Origin of the sequence: Mesorhizobium sp. M1078, from assembly GCF_040318615.1 — a bacterium.
Taxonomy (GTDB): Bacteria; Pseudomonadota; Alphaproteobacteria; order Rhizobiales; family Rhizobiaceae; genus Mesorhizobium.
In genome coordinates, this window is the sequence record NZ_JAMYMP010000012.1 from 26,099 (window position 1) to 42,429 (window position 16,331).

15 protein-coding genes are annotated in these 16,331 nt (G+C 63.0%); 8 read left to right on the forward strand and 7 right to left on the reverse strand.

Features of this window, described 5'->3' with window-relative positions:
• The first annotated feature begins 8 nt into the window (after window positions 1-8).
• The 6 genes from NKH38_RS17250 to NKH38_RS17275 all read left to right on the forward strand — a co-directional run bounded on the left by NKH38_RS17250 (window position 9) and on the right by NKH38_RS17275 (window position 6,572).
• Window positions 9-833: a carbohydrate ABC transporter permease gene (locus NKH38_RS17250; RefSeq protein ID WP_023671250.1), complete on the forward strand. Its 825-nt coding sequence runs from the start codon at window positions 9-11 to the stop codon at window positions 831-833.
• Window positions 834-883: 50 nt separating this feature from the next.
• Complete coding sequence (locus tag NKH38_RS17255; RefSeq protein ID WP_023689168.1) at window positions 884-1,888, forward strand: ABC transporter ATP-binding protein; 1,005 nt, start codon at window positions 884-886, stop codon at window positions 1,886-1,888.
• Window positions 1,885-2,655 carry an L-iditol 2-dehydrogenase gene (locus NKH38_RS17260; RefSeq protein WP_352762023.1) on the forward strand — a complete coding sequence of 257 codons (771 nt, stop codon included), beginning with the start codon at window positions 1,885-1,887 and terminating at the stop codon, window positions 2,653-2,655. Before NKH38_RS17255 ends, NKH38_RS17260 begins: the two co-directional genes overlap by 4 nt.
• A 46-nt stretch (window positions 2,656-2,701) precedes the next feature.
• Window positions 2,702-4,180 carry a mannitol dehydrogenase family protein gene (locus NKH38_RS17265; protein WP_352443570.1) on the forward strand — a complete coding sequence of 493 codons (1,479 nt, stop codon included), beginning with the start codon at window positions 2,702-2,704 and terminating at the stop codon, window positions 4,178-4,180.
• 11 nt (window positions 4,181-4,191) lie between these two features.
• The gene (locus NKH38_RS17270; RefSeq protein ID WP_023683588.1) at window positions 4,192-4,851 is read left to right on the forward strand and encodes an HAD family hydrolase; all 660 of its coding nucleotides are present in this window, start codon (window positions 4,192-4,194) and stop codon (window positions 4,849-4,851) included.
• A 134-nt stretch (window positions 4,852-4,985) separates the two neighbouring features.
• Window positions 4,986-6,572 carry an FGGY-family carbohydrate kinase gene (locus tag NKH38_RS17275; protein ID WP_023689171.1) on the forward strand — a complete coding sequence of 529 codons (1,587 nt, stop codon included), beginning with the start codon at window positions 4,986-4,988 and terminating at the stop codon, window positions 6,570-6,572.
• Window positions 6,573-6,626: 54 nt separating this feature from the next.
• Here NKH38_RS17275 and NKH38_RS17280 read toward each other — a convergent pair whose 3' ends face one another.
• The 7 genes from NKH38_RS17280 to NKH38_RS17310 all read right to left on the reverse strand — a co-directional run bounded on the left by NKH38_RS17280 (window position 6,627) and on the right by NKH38_RS17310 (window position 13,912).
• Entirely contained in the window at window positions 6,627-7,721 is a 1,095-nt protein-coding gene (locus tag NKH38_RS17280; protein WP_023700457.1) for an ABC transporter ATP-binding protein, read from the reverse strand.
• Between the two features lie 2 nt (window positions 7,722-7,723).
• Window positions 7,724-8,770, reverse strand: a complete 1,047-nt coding sequence (locus NKH38_RS17285; protein ID WP_023750400.1) for an NAD(P)-dependent alcohol dehydrogenase — start codon at window positions 8,768-8,770, stop codon at window positions 7,724-7,726.
• 15 nt (window positions 8,771-8,785) lie between these two features.
• On the reverse strand, window positions 8,786-9,598 hold the full coding sequence (locus NKH38_RS17290; RefSeq protein ID WP_352762024.1) for a carbohydrate ABC transporter permease: 813 nt from the start codon (window positions 9,596-9,598) through the stop codon (window positions 8,786-8,788).
• 26 nt (window positions 9,599-9,624) lie between these two features.
• Window positions 9,625-10,491, reverse strand: a complete 867-nt coding sequence (locus NKH38_RS17295) for a carbohydrate ABC transporter permease (RefSeq protein ID WP_352762025.1) — start codon at window positions 10,489-10,491, stop codon at window positions 9,625-9,627.
• Window positions 10,492-10,588: 97 nt separating this feature from the next.
• Entirely contained in the window at window positions 10,589-11,860 is a 1,272-nt protein-coding gene (locus tag NKH38_RS17300; RefSeq protein WP_023693095.1) for an ABC transporter substrate-binding protein, read from the reverse strand.
• Between the two features lie 229 nt (window positions 11,861-12,089).
• The gene (locus NKH38_RS17305) at window positions 12,090-13,007 is read right to left on the reverse strand and encodes an AraC family transcriptional regulator (RefSeq protein ID WP_352762026.1); all 918 of its coding nucleotides are present in this window, start codon (window positions 13,005-13,007) and stop codon (window positions 12,090-12,092) included.
• 95 nt (window positions 13,008-13,102) lie between these two features.
• On the reverse strand, window positions 13,103-13,912 hold the full coding sequence (locus tag NKH38_RS17310; RefSeq protein WP_023732678.1) for a helix-turn-helix transcriptional regulator: 810 nt from the start codon (window positions 13,910-13,912) through the stop codon (window positions 13,103-13,105).
• A 113-nt stretch (window positions 13,913-14,025) separates the two neighbouring features.
• Here NKH38_RS17310 and NKH38_RS17315 point away from each other — a divergent pair, with 113 nt between their 5' ends.
• Window positions 14,026-15,162, forward strand: a complete 1,137-nt coding sequence (locus NKH38_RS17315) for an ABC transporter ATP-binding protein (RefSeq protein WP_023829336.1) — start codon at window positions 14,026-14,028, stop codon at window positions 15,160-15,162.
• Window positions 15,143-16,306 carry an ABC transporter substrate-binding protein gene (locus NKH38_RS17320; protein WP_023683578.1) on the forward strand — a complete coding sequence of 388 codons (1,164 nt, stop codon included), beginning with the start codon at window positions 15,143-15,145 and terminating at the stop codon, window positions 16,304-16,306. Before NKH38_RS17315 ends, NKH38_RS17320 begins: the two co-directional genes overlap by 20 nt.
• Window positions 16,307-16,331 lie beyond the last annotated feature (25 nt).

Sequence of the window (16,331 nt, forward strand, 5' to 3'; positions counted from 1 at the left end):
AGGATACGATGGCACGTGCAGTCACCACCCAACACAAGGTCATTGCGACAGGCGCCGCCTGGATCGTCGCGCTGCTGATCTTCTTCCCGATCCTCTACACGATCATCACCTCGTTCAAGTCGGAGCAGGAGGCCATCCAGGGCTTCGCGCTGATCCCGTCGGGGACGTTCGAGAGCTATACCGAGGTCCAGGCGCAGAGCGGCTACTTCAAGTTCTTCTTCAACTCGGTGCTGCTCTCGGTCGGCTCCACCATCCTGGCCCTGATCGTCGCGGTTCCGGCCGCCTGGTCGATGGCCTTCTCGCCGGGCAAGTGGACCAAGGACATCCTGATGTGGATGCTCTCGACCAAGATGATGCCGGCGGTTGCCGTGCTGTTCCCGATCTACCTCATCTTCCGCGATGCCGGACTGCTCGACAGCCGCATCGGCCTGATGATCATGCTGATGCTGATCAACCTGCCGATCGTGATCTGGATGCTCTACACCTACTTCCGCGAAATCCCCGGCGAAATCCTGGAGGCGGCACGCATGGACGGCGCCACCTTGTGGGGCGAGATCGTCTATGTGCTGACCCCCATGGCCGTGCCGGGCATCGCATCGACCATGCTGCTCAACATCATCCTGGCGTGGAACGAAGCGTTCTGGACCATCCGCCTGACCACCACCGAGGCAGCGCCGCTGACGGCCTTCATCAGTTCGTTCTCGAGCCCGCAAGGCCTGTTCTGGGCCAAGCTTTCGGCGGCCTCGACGCTGGCCATCGCCCCCATCCTGATCATGGGCTGGTTCAGCCAGAAGCAGCTGGTGCGCGGCCTGACATTCGGCGCGGTAAAATAACGGACGTTGCCTGAAGCAATCCGGCCAAATAACCCCTCGGGGAGGAAACCATGGGAAACATCACGCTCAAGAACGTCTCCAAGCATTTCGGATCGACGGTCATCATTCCAGGCCTCGACCTGGTCATCGAGAATGGCGAGTTCGTCGTCTTCGTCGGGCCGTCGGGTTGCGGCAAGTCCACGTTGCTGCGCCTCATCGCCGGGCTCGAGGACACCAGCGGGGGCACCATCAACATCGATGGCCGTGACGTCACCGGCGAGGCGCCGGCCAAGCGCAAGCTGGCCATGGTATTCCAGTCCTATGCGCTCTATCCGCATATGACGGTGGCCAAGAACATCGGCTTCCCGCTGAAGATGGCGGGCGAAGATGTGGCGACGATCGACAAGAAGGTGAAGGACGCAGCCCGGGTCCTCAATCTCACCAACTATCTCGAACGCCGGCCCGGCCAGCTCTCCGGCGGCCAGCGGCAACGCGTCGCCATCGGCCGCGCCATCGTGCGCCAGCCCTCGGCCTTCCTGTTCGACGAGCCGCTGTCCAACCTCGATGCCGCACTGCGCGGCACCATGCGGCTCGAAATCAGCGAGCTCCACCATCAGCTCAAGACGACGATGGTCTACGTCACCCACGACCAGATCGAAGCCATGACCATGGCCGACAAGATCGTCGTGCTCAACGCCGGCAACATCGAACAGGTCGGCTCGCCGATGGAACTCTACAAGTCGCCGAAGAACCTATTCGTGGCGGGCTTCATCGGTTCGCCGAAAATGAACCTGATCGAAGGTGCGCCGGCGGCCAAATACAACGCCAAGACCATCGGCATTCGTCCTGAGCATATGGGGATATCGACCACAGCGGGTGACTGGAAAGCCCTCGTCGGCGTCGCCGAGCATCTGGGCTCCGACACCTTCCTGCATGTCCAGGCCGACGGCGTCGGTCCGCTGACGGTACGCGCCGATGGCGAACTGGCCGTACGCCACGGCGACACCATCTATTTGACGCCGGACAAGGTCCGCATGCATCGCTTCGGCCCCGATGGAAAGGCGCTGACGCAGTGAGACTGAAAGGCAAATCGGCGCTGATCACCGGATCCGCGCGCGGCATCGGCAGGGCTTTTGCCGAAGCCTACACCCGCGAGGGCGCCACGGTGGCCATTGCCGATATCAATCTGGCGGCTGCCGAAAAGACGGCCGCCGAGATTGGCGCCAACGCCTATCCGGTCAGGCTCGACGTCAGCGACCTCGCTTCGATCCAGGCGGCGGTCAATGCGGTCGAAACAAAGACCGGCGGCCTCGACATACTGATCAACAACGCTGCTTTGTTCGACCTGGCGCCGATCGTCGAGATCACCAAAGCAAGCTACGACAAATTGTTCTCCGTCAACGTCGCCGGCACCTTGTTCATGCTGCAGGCAGCGGCGCGTTCGATGATCGCAAGGGGCAAGGGCGGCAAGATCATCAACATCGCCAGCCAGGCAGGACGCCGCGGCGAGCCGCTGGTCGCCGTCTATTGCGCCACCAAGGCCGCGGTGATTTCGCTGACCCAGTCCGCCGGGCTCGATCTGATCAAGCACCGCATCAACGTCAATGGCATCGCGCCCGGCGTCGTCGACAGCGATATGTGGGATGAGGTCGATGCGCTGTTCGCCAAACATGAGAACCGGCCGAAAGGCGAGAAGAGGCGGCTGGTCGGTGAGGGCGTGCCCTATGGCCGCATGGGCAAGCCGGAGGACCTGACCGGCATGGCGGTATTCCTGGCCAGCGACGACGCCGAATACATCGTCGCCCAGACCTACAATGTCGATGGCGGCCAATGGATGAGTTGATGGGCCGGGATCACGAAGGCCGCAGCCCGGCCAAAAGGGTAAAAAAATGACCGTGAAACTCTCCTCCTCGATCCTCTCGGAACTCCCCGCCAAGGTCGCCGGTCCCAGATATGATCGCTCCAGGCTCAAACCCGGTATCGTCCATTTCGGCGTCGGCAATTTCCATCGCTCGCATCAGGCGGTCTACCTCGACGATCTCTTCAATTCAGGCATCGGCCATGACTGGGCGCTGGTCGGCGCCGGGGTCTTCGAGGGCGAAAAAATCGGCCGTTCCAAGCTGCAGGAGCAGGACTGGCTGACCACCGTGGTCGAGCAGGATTCCGACCATATGAGCGCCCGCGTCACCGGCGTCATGATCGACTTCCTGACGCCCGGCGATGCCGATGCCATCATCGACCAGCTCGCCGATCCGGCGATCAAGATCGTCTCGCTGACCATCACGGAAGGCGGTTATTTCATCGATCCGGCCTCCGGCAAGTTCAACCCGACCCACCCCGACATCGTCGCCGACGCACAGGCAGGCACGACGCCGAAGACGGTGTTCGGCCTCATCCTGGCCGGGCTGAAGCGCCGCCGTGCCGACGGCATCGTGCCGTTCACCGTCATGTCTTGCGACAACATCCCTCACAACGGCCATGTCACCTCGGATGGCGTCATCGGCCTCGCCCGCCTGATCGATGAGGATCTGGCGAACTGGGTCAGCGACAATGTCGCCTTTCCCAACGGCATGGTCGACCGCATCACCCCCGCCACCTCCGACCGCGAGCGCGGTATTCTCGCCTCGGAGTTCGGCCTCGAGGACAACTGGCCGGTGTTCTGCGAGCCGTTCAAGCAATGGGTGCTGGAAGACCGTTTCACCGACGGCCGCCCGCCGCTGGAAAAGGTCGGTGTGCAATTCGTGAGGGATGTCGCGCCCTATGAGCTGATGAAGATCCGCATCCTCAATGGCGGTCATGCCACGATCGCTTATCCCGCAGGGTTGATGGACATCCATTTCGTCCATGAGGCGATGCAGGAGCCGCTGGTGCGCGGCTTCCTCGCCAAGCTCGAGCATGACGAGATCATCCCGACGGTGCCGCCGGTGCCGGACACCGTGCTGGAGGACTATTACCAGCTCATCGAGCACCGCTTTTCCAACCCGAAGATCGGCGACACCATCCGTCGGCTTTGCCTCGACGGTTCCAACCGGCAGCCGAAATTCATCATCCCGACCATTGCCGACCGGCTGAAGGCCGGCAAAGGCGTCGCGGGTCTGGCGCTCGAGTCCGCGCTGTGGTGCCGCTACTGTTTCGGCACCACAGACAGCGGCGCGGTCATCGAGGCCAACGACCCGAGTTGGGACCGGCTGCAGGCAAGCGCGAAGGCGGCGAAGGATAAGCCCGGTGCCTGGCTTGCGATGGAGGATATCTATGGCGGTGTCGGCCGCTCGGCGCCGTTCGCCGAGGCCTTTGCCCATGCGCTCAAGGTCTTGTGGGCGAATGGCACGCGCGCGACGCTGACGCGCTATATCTCCGGCAAGCTCTGACGCCAGCCGCAATGACGCCCGAACTGGTCATCTTCGACTGTGACGGCGTGCTGGTCGACAGCGAGGCGCTGTCGGTTTCGGCTCTGCTCGGCATGATCTCTGCCGCCGGGGGCTCGGTCAGCGAGGATGCCGCCTACGAGCATTTCCTCGGCAAGAGCATGAAGAGCGTGCGCGAGATACTTCTTCGCGATTTCACCATCGACATCACCGACGTGCATCTGACCGATATGCGCGTCGAGCTGATGCGCAAATTCCGCGAGGAGCTGAAGCCGATTCCCGGCATCAGCGACATCCTGCCGAGGCTGGGCGTGCCCTGCTGCGTCGCTTCCTCCGGCACGCTCGACCGCATTCGCTATGCGCTCGACGTTACCGGCCTGCTCGGCCTGCTCGAGCCCCATCTGTTCAGCGCTGCCATGGTCGCGCGCGGCAAGCCGGCGCCGGATCTTTTTCTCCATGCCGCCGCTGCTATGCGCGCGCATCCCGGTAATTGCATCGTAATCGAGGACAGCCCTGCCGGCATCGCGGCGGCGCGTGCGGCCGGTATGCGCGTCTTTGCTTTCACCGGCGGTTCGCACGCCGGCAACCCGGCCTTGAAAGCGCGGCTTGCGTCGAGTGAACCGGACTTTATATTCGCGGACATGCTGCAATTGCCCGATCTGATTGCAGGCTAGAGCATGATGCCGAAAAGTGTGAAGCGGTTTTCGGACGACATCATGCTCTACTTCTTTGATTTAGAGACGGATTCAGATTTCGGGTCGAACAGACCTGAAATCATCCGGCTCTAGGGAGCGAGAGTAAAAGCATCTTGACGAAAAGCTTCGTTTGCGCGGTCGATGTCGGCACCGGGAGCGCCCGCGCGGGCATTCTCGACACGTCAGGCACCTTGCTGGGCCGCGCCGAGCATCCGATCGTCATGAACCAGCCGCAGGCCGATCACGCCGAGCACAATTCGCAGGATATCTGGTCGGCTGTGTGCATCGCGGTGCGTGCCGCGCGCGAAAAGGCCGGTGTGTCAGCCGACGATATTGTCGGCATGTCGTTCGACGCCACCTGCTCGCTGGTGGTGCTGGACAGGAATGCCGGCCAGCTCAGCGTCTCGGTGACGGGCGAACGGCGCTGGGACACCATCGTCTGGCTCGACCATCGCGCCATCGCCGAGGCAGATGAATGCACCGATAGCGGCCACGCCGTACTTGACTATATCGGCGGCGTCATGTCGCCGGAAATGGCGACGCCGAAGCTGATGTGGCTGAAGCGCAATCTGCCGGGAACATGGCATGAGGCCGGCTACCTATTCGACCTTACGGATTTCCTGACCTGGAAGGCGACCGGTTCGCTGTCGCGCTCGCAATGCACGCTGACCGCCAAATGGACCTATCTGGCGCATGAGGAAACCGGCTGGCGCCGTGACTTCTTCGACAGGGTCGGGCTTGGCGATCTGTTCGAACACGGCAGCCTGCCGGAGAAGGCAAGTGCTGTCGGCGCAGACATCGGCACGCTCACGCCTGAAGCGGCGGCGGAGTTGGGCTTGAGCGAAAACTGTCGGGTCGGCGCCGGCGTCATCGATGCTTATGCCGGCGCGCTTGGCGTGCTCGGCGGCTTTGCTGGCGACGAGCAGAATATCGGCCGCCATCTGGCATTGATCGCCGGCACATCGTCCTGTGTCATGGCGATGTCGCCCGATCCGCAGCCTTTCGCCGGCGTCTGGGGTCCATACTATGGCGCCGCACTGCCAAAGCTCTGGCTGTCGGAAGGCGGCCAGTCGGCTACCGGGGCTTTGCTCGACCACATCATCCGCTGGCATGGCGCCGGCGGCGAGCCGGATGCGGCCATGCATGCCAAGATCGCCAGGCGCGTCGCTGAACTGCGCAGCACCGAAGGCGACAAGCTGGCGGCGAGGCTGCATGTGCTGCCGGATTTCCACGGCAACCGCTCGCCGCTTGCCGACCCGCATGCCGTCGGCGTGGTCAGCGGGCTGACGCTGGATTCCTCTTTCGACAGCCTGTGCAAGCTCTATTGGCGCACGGCCGTCGGCATCGCGCTCGGCGTGCGCCATGTGCTGGAGGCGCTGAACGAGAACGGCTATCTCATAGACACGCTGCATGTCACCGGCGGCCACACCAAGAACCCGTTGCTGATGGAGCTTTATGCCGACGCCACCGGCTGCGCGGTGATCGAGCCGCTGGCCGACGAAGCCGTTCTGCTCGGCACCGGCATGGTCGCCGCCACTGCCGCTGGCCTGTTCCCGGACCTGAATGCCGCCTGCGTCGCCATGCAGCAAGGCGGCAGGGCGCGCACCTCGAACCCGACCGCGTCAGGCCGCTTCGACCGCGACTACAGGATCTTCCTCGAAATGCACCGCCAGCGGCAGGCGCTCGACGCCATCAGCTAGAGCAATTCCAGGAAAAGCGTGAAACGGTTTTCCGTCCGGAATTGCGTACCAAATCTAGGCCTCCTCTCGCCGGCGCAAGGATGCGCCGGTCGCCGCGTCGAACAGATGCACGCTCTCCTCCTCGAATGTGTAGCGCACAGGCGCGCGCAACGCCGGGCATTCGCGGGCCGATACCAACGCGCCGACCTCCTTGCCGCCGCAGGCGAACGTCACCAGCGCGTCATTGCCGTGGAACTCGATGAGGTCGGCGGTGCCTTGCAGAAGATTGATGCTCTGAGCACCGGCGGTCTTCAGGTCCGGCGGTCGGATTCCAAGCACGGCGCGATGGACGCCGCGCAGATCGAAGCCCAGGCCTTCTATGAAGAAGGTCGAGCCGCCGCCTGTCAGCGTCCAGCGTTCGTCCTTCCGCCCGACGGCCACGTCGATGAAATTCATGTTCGGCGTACCGATGAAGCCGGCGACGAACAGATTGCCCGGCTGGCGATAGATCTCGGCCGGCGAGCCGATCTGTTCGATGACGCCATCCCTGAGCAGCACTATCCGGTCGGCCAGCGTCATCGCTTCGAGCTGGTCGTGGGTGACATAGACGGTAGTGGTCTTCAGCGACTGGTGCAGGCGGGCGATTTCGACCCGCATATGGTTGCGAAGTTTGGCGTCGAGATTCGACAGCGGCTCGTCGAACAGGAACACTTTCGGCGTCTTGATCATGGCGCGCGCAATCGCCACGCGCTGCTGCTGGCCGCCGGAAAGTTCGGTCGGCTTGCGGGCGAGGTAAGGTTCGAGGCCGAGCGTCGTTGCCACCGCCTCGACCCGCTTCCGGATCTCGGCCGGGGGCACTTTCTGTCGCTTGAGCCCAAAGGCGATATTGTCGAAGATCGTCATATGCGGGTAGAGCGCATAGTTCTGGAAAACCATGGCAATGCCGCGCTCGCCGGGCTCGAGATCGTTGACCACTTTGCCGCCGATCGACACTTCCCCGCCGCTGATATCCTCCAGTCCGGCCAGCATCCTGAGCAAGGTCGACTTGCCGCAGCCGGACGGGCCGAGGAATACGACGAATTCGTGCTCCTCGATCGAGAGATTGAGGTCGCGGATGACGGTGGTGGCGCCGTAAGCCTTGTCGACATGGGAGCAAACGATCGCGGACATGGTCAGCCCTTCTCGCCGGTAAGAAGGATTTGCAGCTTGACGTCTTGCGGCTTGCCTTGCGCCGCCCGCTCGAAGGCCTCGATGCTGTCCGAGAAATCATAAGTGCCGGTGATCAGCGGCTTAAGGTCGACCTTCCCCGAGGCGATCAGCTGCAGCGCGCGGTCGAAGATGTTGGCGTAACGGAACACCGTCTCGATGCGCACTTCCTTGGAGATCGCCGCCGGAACGTTGAGGCTGACCGGTTCGACCGGCAGTCCGACCAGCACCACCGCGCCGCCCGGCCGCACGACATCGAACAGGTCGGCGAATGCCTTCGGGCTGCCGCTCGCCTCGAACACGATATCCGCGCCCCAATTGTCGGTCGCGGCGGAGACTGCGTCGACCAGCGATTGCTCACCTATATTGACCGGCACGATGCCGGGATATTGCGCGGCAATCTCGAGCTTGGGTGCGGAAAAATCGGAGATCAGCACCTTCGAGCAGCCGCCGGCCAGCGCCGCCAGCGCGATCATGATGCCGATCGGGCCGCAGCCGACGACGACGGCGACGTCGCCAGGCACGATGCGGGCGCGGCTCGCCGCCTGCATGCCGATAGCAAAGGGTTCGACCATCGCGCCTTCGGCGAAGGTGACATTGTCCGGCAGTCTGTAGGTGAAGGCGGCCGGGTGCACCGCATAGGGCGCCAGCACGCCATGCACCGGCGGTGTCGCCCAGAAGCTGACATCGGGATCGACATTATAGATGCCGAGCCTCGTCGCGCGCGACGACAGGTTCGGCACGCCCGGCTCCATGCAGACGCGGTCGCCGACCCTCAACGTCTCGACATTGGCGCCCACCTCGACAACGGTTCCGGCGGCTTCGTGGCCGAGCACCATCGGCGCCCGCACGACATAGCTGCCGATCGCGCCATGTGTGTAATAGTGCACGTCGCTGCCGCAGACGCCGACCGTGTGGATGGCTATCTTGACATCGCCCGGTCCGACGCCGAGCGGCAGCGCGATCTCGCGCAACGACAGTTCGCCTTTTTTCTCAAGCACCAGTGCCCGCATCGGTAAGTCCTCGCATCAATTCTTTTTTTGCCGGAAAACGGAATTCAGGAAGCCGCTGAGCACGCCGAGGAACAGCAGCGGCGGTAGCGACAACAGCACGACCGAGGCGTTGAGGATTCCCCACGGCACGTTCATGCCTTGCTGTGAAAGTTCGGAAGCGACGATCGGCAATGTCTTGGCGTTGGAACTGGACAGCATCAGCGCGATCAGGAATTCGTTCCACACCAGCACGAAGCTGAAGGCGACGGCGCCGATCAGCGAGCGCGCCGCTACCGGCAGCGCAATGCGCCAGAACACCGAGTAAGCGCCGTAGCCGTCGAGGAAAGCGGCTTCCTCGATTTCCTTAGGCACGGCCTGGAAGGCGGGAATGGCGAGCCACATGATCACCGAGATGGTGAGCAGCGAATAGGTGACGATCAGCGCCGGCAAGGTGTCGTAGAGCCCGATCTGCAGCCAGATCACCATCAGCGGAATGGCGACTGCCACCGGGGGCAGGAAGCGCAGCGACAACACGAAGAACTGGATGTCGCCAGCGAAGCGATTGGGATAGCGCGCCACCGCATAGGCTGCCGGAAGGCCGAGCATGACGCCGATCAGCACGGCGACGCCGCAGGAAATGACCGAGTTATAGAGACCGGTCATTACGCTGTCGCGGCCGATGATGTAGCTGATATTGTCGAAGGTCGGGGTAAACACCAGGCGCGGCACGCGGGTGATGATGTCGACATTGTTCTTCAGCGAATTGACCGCCGTCCAGGCGAGCGGAAACACCGCCATGAAGCCGGCGAAGGCCAGGATGATCTTGCCGATGAGGCGGCCCGGTCTCATGCGATACGGCCTCATGCGATTCGACTTCATGCCTGCACCCGCTTCCACAGCATGGTGAAGGTGATGACAGTCGCGATCATCATCAGCACCGCCATGGCCGAGGCATAGGACACCTTGCCGGATTCGATGAAGCCTTGCGAGAAGGCGTACATGTCGAGCGTCTCGGTCGCCACGCCCGGCCCGCCGCGCGTCATCACATAGATCAGGTCGAAGGAGCGCAGCGATTCGATCATCTTGACGAACATCAGGCTGATCAGCGGCGCCTTCAGCATCGGCAAGGTCACATAGGCGTGGATCTGCCAGCGCTTGGCATGGTCGAGCCGCGCTGCCTCGATCGGCTGCGGCGGCAGCGTTTCCAGCAGCTTCAGCACGATGACGGCAAAGAACAGTCCCCACTGCCACACATCGACCGAGGCGACGGCAAACAGGGCCGTCGCTGGCTTCGAAAGCGGGTCGAAGATCAGCCCGCCGGTGATCAGCCGGTAGGGGTAGGTGGCGATGCCGTAGAGCGGATGATAGGCGAACTTCCACACGAAAGCCGCCGACACGCGCGGCAACAGCACCGGGATGATGAACAGCAGGCAGTAGATGTTGCGCAGCCGCGTCGACGCCACTTCGAACATCAGCACGCCGAGCCCGATGGCCACCATCATCGTCGCCACCACGGTGACGATTTCCCACTTCACCGAAACCCAGACCGCGTTGAGGAAACGCCGGTCGGCGAACAGGTCGATGAAGTTCGACAACCAGACCCAGGAATAGTCCGAGGAGCTCAGCTCGCGGTTCTGCAGCGCAATGACGATGGCGTACAGCGTCGGCACCATCGACAGCACCAGAAGAATGGCGAGCGTCGGAACCAGAAACGTCACGGGCAGGGAAGAGCGTCGGCGCATTGCCTATCCTCGGGCTGTGCCTTTTTGGAGAGACCCGCGGCGCACAGGTCCCGGCATCCGGTCGAATGCCCTGGACCGCGCGCCGCGGGCGGGAGGATTACTTCTTTTTCACCAGCTCGTTGGCGTAGGCCTCGAGTTCGTCGAGGCCGCCCTTGACGTCGGTGCGCGTGCCGGTGACCAGCTCTTCCAGGATGATGCCCCAGCGGTCGCCGAGATCCGGCCAGCGCGGATCCTGCCAGAAGTTCACCGCCGTCACCTTGCCGGTATCGGCAAGCGCCTGGCCGAGATCGGCGCCGTAAATGTCGGCGAACTCCTTGCTGGACAGCACGCTGGTGCGGTTGAGCTCGCCGAATTGGTGCGCGTCGAGCCGGCGCTTCTCGTTCTCCTTCGACGTCGCCCAGGCGATGAACAGGCCGGCGCATTGCTTCGCGGCGTCATCGGCATTGGCCTTGGCGGCGATGGCGAGGCCGTGGCCGTAGCCGCCGCCGGTCAGTGGTGAGGGCGGCGGCAGGAAGCCGATCTTGCCGACCACTTGCGAGGTCTTCGGGTCGACCGCCATGCCCGACAGCGGCGTCGATTCGACCAAGATGGCAACCTGGCCCGACAGGAAGGCGCCGGTCGATTCATCCCAGCTGCCGGTCTGCGTGCCGGGCGCTGAATCCTTGAACAGTTTAAGATAGGTCTCGGTCGCTTTGACCGCGGCCTCGGAGTTGAAAGCCGGCTTGTCACCGTCGAACCATTTTCCGCCATAGGCCTTGAAGAACGGCATCCAGCGCCAGACATTGGCGCCCGAGCCACGCGCGCCGCGCAGCGCGATGCCGTACATGCCCTTGTCGGGATCGGTCAGCTTCGGCACGTCGGCGATCAACTCGTCCAGCGTCTTCGGCGGCTGGATGCCGGCGGCTTCCAGAATGTCCTTGCGGTAGACCATCAGGTCGCCGCCGCCGGTCAGCGGCGCGAACCACACCTTGCCGTCATAGGTGGCGACCTTCTGCCGGCCCGGGTCGAAATCGGCGTAGTCGTAGTCAGCCGGGTAATAGTCGGTGAGCGGCACGATCCATTTCGACGAGGCGAACAGCGCGACATTGGCTTCGTCGACATAGTAGACGTTGTAGTTGCCGACCGTGGACGCATCGGCGCGCGACTTTGCCCGGCGGTCGTTCTCGTTGAGATAGTCGATCTGGAAGCTGGCGCCGGCCAGTTTCTGGAACTCGTCCTTGGACGCCTCCAGCAGCGTCAGCCCGTCACGCGGTTGCGCCAGCACCTTGACCGGCGCCGAGCAGACCGGCGCCGCCAGCGCCATGGTCGAGAGGGTCGTGGTAAGCATGAAAGCTGCGCTTATGCTCGCAGCGAGCCGAATTGGTTTCATTGATTTTCTCCTCCAGGAACAGTCGCAGGAAGCGGAAGTCTTCGGTTGCGCGATCCTCGCCATCGCCCGAGCGACAAGCCACCCATCGCCAAAATGAGGAGTTGCTAAAGGCCGCGCTAGAAGCCCCGTTGCAGCAGACCTGTACTTTTATGCATTGTGCGCTGCAAAATCCGGCCCGCCTGCACAGCCTCTGTCACATGAGTACCGATGGAGTGAGGAAGGCCGGTTTTCAGGCGCGCATCGTCATCCGCTGCTTCGACAGCTTGCGGTAGGATGACGGCGTCATCCGGTGCTTGCGCAGGAAGGCGCGGTTGAAGTTGGAGATGTTCATGTAGCCGACCTGGAAGCAGATGTCGGTGATCGGAATATCGGTGTCCGCCAGCAGCTTGCAGGCTTGCCAGAGCCGGAGCTTGGCGATGTGGTCGCTGAAACTGTTGCCGGTGTTTTTCTGGAAGAAGCGCGAAAACGTGCTTTCGCTCATCCCCGCCAGCTCCGCCGCCTCCGGCAGCTTCAGGTCCTCGGCGAAGTGCTGGAAGAGATAGGTCAGCGTGCGCTGGATGATGTCCAGCGAGGTTGCGTCGAGCGCGGGTGAGAAATCCGGCGAGGACAAAAGCTCGTATTCGTCTGTCCTGGCCAGCAGATCGACCAGTTCGAGGAAGAGGCAAAACCGGGCGAGCCCGTGCACCATGCCCATCCGTTCCATCAGCGCGGCGCCGTCGAGCGCGGCGCGGCCATGGAAGACGATGCCACGCAGCGATCGCTCCAGGAACGGTTCCAGTTCGCGCAGCTCCGGCAGCAGTCCCGCCGAGCCGCGCAGCCGCTGCGGATCGAATTGCAGCACGATGTCGCGTCCTTCGATCAGCTCGCCGGGTTGCACCGATGTCACCCAGTCATGCGGCAGCCCGCCGCCGACGATGGTCAGGTAGCCCGGCCCGAATTCGCCGATGTGATCGCCGACCAGCGCGACCCCGGAAGACTTCCTCAGGAGATGGATCTCGTATTCCGGATGAAAATTCCAGACATTGCGCTCCCAGGGATAGTCGTCGAGCCGCCACAGGAAACTGTCGCTCGCCTCGGTGACGATGTGCTCGAAAGCGGGCACCGTGCGCGGGATCGCGGCCGTGTTCTTTCTGCGCCTGAATGCCATCGTCTGTTCTCCGGGGCGAATGAGGAAGCGGACCGGTTTCGGGTAATCCGTAGCAGTCTGTCGCCGGCAAGTGAACGATGTCTGCCTCAGCGAGTTCAACGCCGGCTCTCGATGATCTCGATGAAGCGGGCGAACAGCCCGGCCTGGGATTTGATGCCGAGTTTGCGATGGATGTTGCGGCGATGGACCTTCACCGTTCCCGGCACGATGCGCATGGCTCTTGCGATCGACTCGGTGGAATGCCCCTGCAGCACCAGATCGACGACATGCTTTTCGCGCGGGGTCAGCGACAGGCTTTCCCAAATGTGGGCGCGGTCGAACTCGTTGACGGCGGCGATCGTCTCGCCCTGCTCCGCTTCGTCCTGCTCCTCGGCCGAAAGTGCGGGCCAGCGCAACCGGGCGAAGTTGATGACCGCCGGCGCCATGTCGCGCAGCAGCCTGGCATCGGCGGTGCCGAAGGGACCCGAGGCGTGCAATCGCATCAGCGACAGCACCAGCGCATCCTTGCCGGGCAGCGGCACGAAGAAGCCGACCTCCTCGGCCAGCCTTGTCTGGCTATAGTAGGTGCGAAAATACTCGCTGGCATAGAAGCGGTCGGGCGCCAGCTCGCGCATGCGCCAGAACCCCTCCTTGCGCTCCACCGCCGCGTGATGAAATGGGTCGAGCAGATAAGGTCCTTCCTGATAGAGCGTGACGAAGACATGGCTCTCGGCCGGCGAGAAGGTTTCGAACAGCAGCGGCGGTCGCGATGCGCCGCGATAGCCGAAGATAACGCAGTGGTCGAAGCTGACATGCTGGCTCAGCCAATCGACCATTGCCTGGCCGAACATTTCGCCGCTGGTCTCTCGCGTTGCCGCGACAAGGGCTGCGAGCCGGCTGTATTCGTCGCTGCGGGACGCACTCAACCTATACCCCCTCAAACGAGAAAATAGATCAGATATACCACCTGCGAGGTATATACTAGCCGCCATTGGCTCTGGTAGCGTCCTGAAATAGCCCTGTTGCTGGAGCCAGCACTTTGACCGCAGTGCCCGACATCGAGTTTCGCGGCGTCACCAAGCGCTATGGCGCCGTGACCGCTGTCAGCGGCATCGATCTGGCTGTGCCGCCCTCCGCCTTTGTCGCCCTCCTCGGACCGTCCGGCTGCGGCAAGACCACATGCCTGCGCATGATCGGCGGCTTCGAGCAGCCGAGCGAGGGCCAGGTGTTCATCCGCGGCCAAGACATGGCCGGCACGCCGCCCTATCGCCGCCCGGTCAACATGGTGTTCCAGCAATACGCGCTGTTTCCGCATCTCGATGTGGAAGCCAATGTATCCTACGGGTTGCGCCAGGCACGGCCACGCCTATCGTCGCAGGAAATCGGCCGGCGCGCCGGCGAGGCGCTCGAAATGGTGCGGCTCGCCGGCTATGGCCGCCGCAAGATCCACGAACTCTCCGGCGGCCAGCAGCAGCGCGTCGCGCTGGCGCGCGCACTGGTCAACAAGCCGGCTGTGCTTTTGCTCGACGAGCCGCTGGCAGCGCTCGACAAAAAGCTGCGCACCGACATGCAGATCGAGCTGCAGAACCTGCAGCGCGAGATCGGCATCACCTTCGTGCTGGTCACCCACGACCAGGAGGAAGCGCTGTCGATGAGCGACTTCGTCTGCGTCATGAACGGCGGCCGCATCGTACAGCTCGGGCAACCAAGCGAGATCTATGACGAGCCGGCCGACCTGTTCGTCGCCGACTTCGTCGGCAAGACCAATCTGTTGAGCGGCAAGGTTGCCGGGCATACAGGCGATCTTGTCAATGTGGCGCTGGCGGACGGAACCGTCATTGCCGCGCGCAAACGAACCGCCTTGCAGCAGGGCGAGACCGTTTCTGTTAGCCTGCGTCCTGAATCGCTAAGCCTCGGCGCCACCAAAGGCAGCCCTTTCAAGGGCATCGTACGCAACCGGATCTTCTTGGGCTCGACGGCGGAATACGCCATCGAGGTGCAGGGCATCGGAACGCTGCTGGCCAAGGCCGACCATGTGATCGGCCATGGCAACCTCTTCAAGCCGGGTGAACCCGTCGCCATCGGCTTTGCCTCCGGGACGCCGCTGGCGTTTCCGGAGACCAAGAACAACGGGACCAACCAGAGGGTAGCAAAAAATGTCGAAATCATATCGTGACGGACTGCCGATTAGCCCTGAGAACTTCGTCGACCAGCTGATGCGCCTGAAGCGCGGCTCGATCGGCCGCCGCGACTTCCTCGGCCTCACCGGCCTTGGCATCGCAACCGCGGTGATGGCGCGCGAGCTCGGCATCATGCCGACGCCGGCCTTCGCCGCCGAAAACCTCGGCGACCGCATGTCGATCGCCACCTGGCCGAACTATCACGACCCGCAGACCTTCGAGAATTTCAAGAAGGACACCGGCGTCGCCGTCGAGGTCAACGTCTTCGGCTCCAATGAGGAGATGCTTGCCAAGCTGCAGGCCGGCGCCTCGGGCTGGAGCCTGTTCGTGCCGACCAACTACACGATCTCGACCTACAAGAAACTCGGCATCATCGATCCGCTCGACATGGCCAAGCTGCCGAATTTCGACGGCTCCCAGGAGGACCCGCGCTTCACCTCGGAAGGCACGATCGACGGCACGACCTACGCGGTGCCGAAGAACTGGGGCACCACGGGCTTTGCCGTCAACACCAAGAAGCTGGCCAAGCCGATGACCAGCTGGAAGGAATTCTGGGACGTCGCCATGGCTGAGGGTGATGGCCGCACCATGGTGCATGACTACCAGCTGACCACCATCGGCAACGCGCTGAAATATTACGGCTATTCCTTCAACTCGCTGAAACAGGACGAGCTCGCCAAGGCCGAGGAGCTGCTGCTCAAGGTCAAGCCGCATCTGTTCGCGGTCTCGTCCGACTACCAGCCGGGCATGCGGGCGGGCGACGCCTGGATGACCATGTGCTGGACGAATGATGGCGCACAGCTGCATCGCGATATTCCAGAGATCGCCTATGTCTTGGGCAAGGAGGGCGGCGAAATCTGGACCGATTTCTACGCCATCCCGAAGGACGCGCCGAACAAGCCGGCCGGCTATGCCTTGCTCAATTATCTGATGACCCCGGAGGTTGCTGTGAAGGAGCATCTCGCCAATGGCGCGCCCTCGACCGACGCGCGGGTCAACAAACTGCTGCCCAAGGAAGTGCTCGACAATCCGATCCTTTACCCGGCGGCCGACCTGTTGACACCGCTGGAGTTTGGTGCGGCGGCGACGCTGACCGACCCCGGCCGCGCCGAACTGATGGCGCGCTTCAAGTCGGCTTGAGGCTGGCCTGACGCAAACGGAAAAC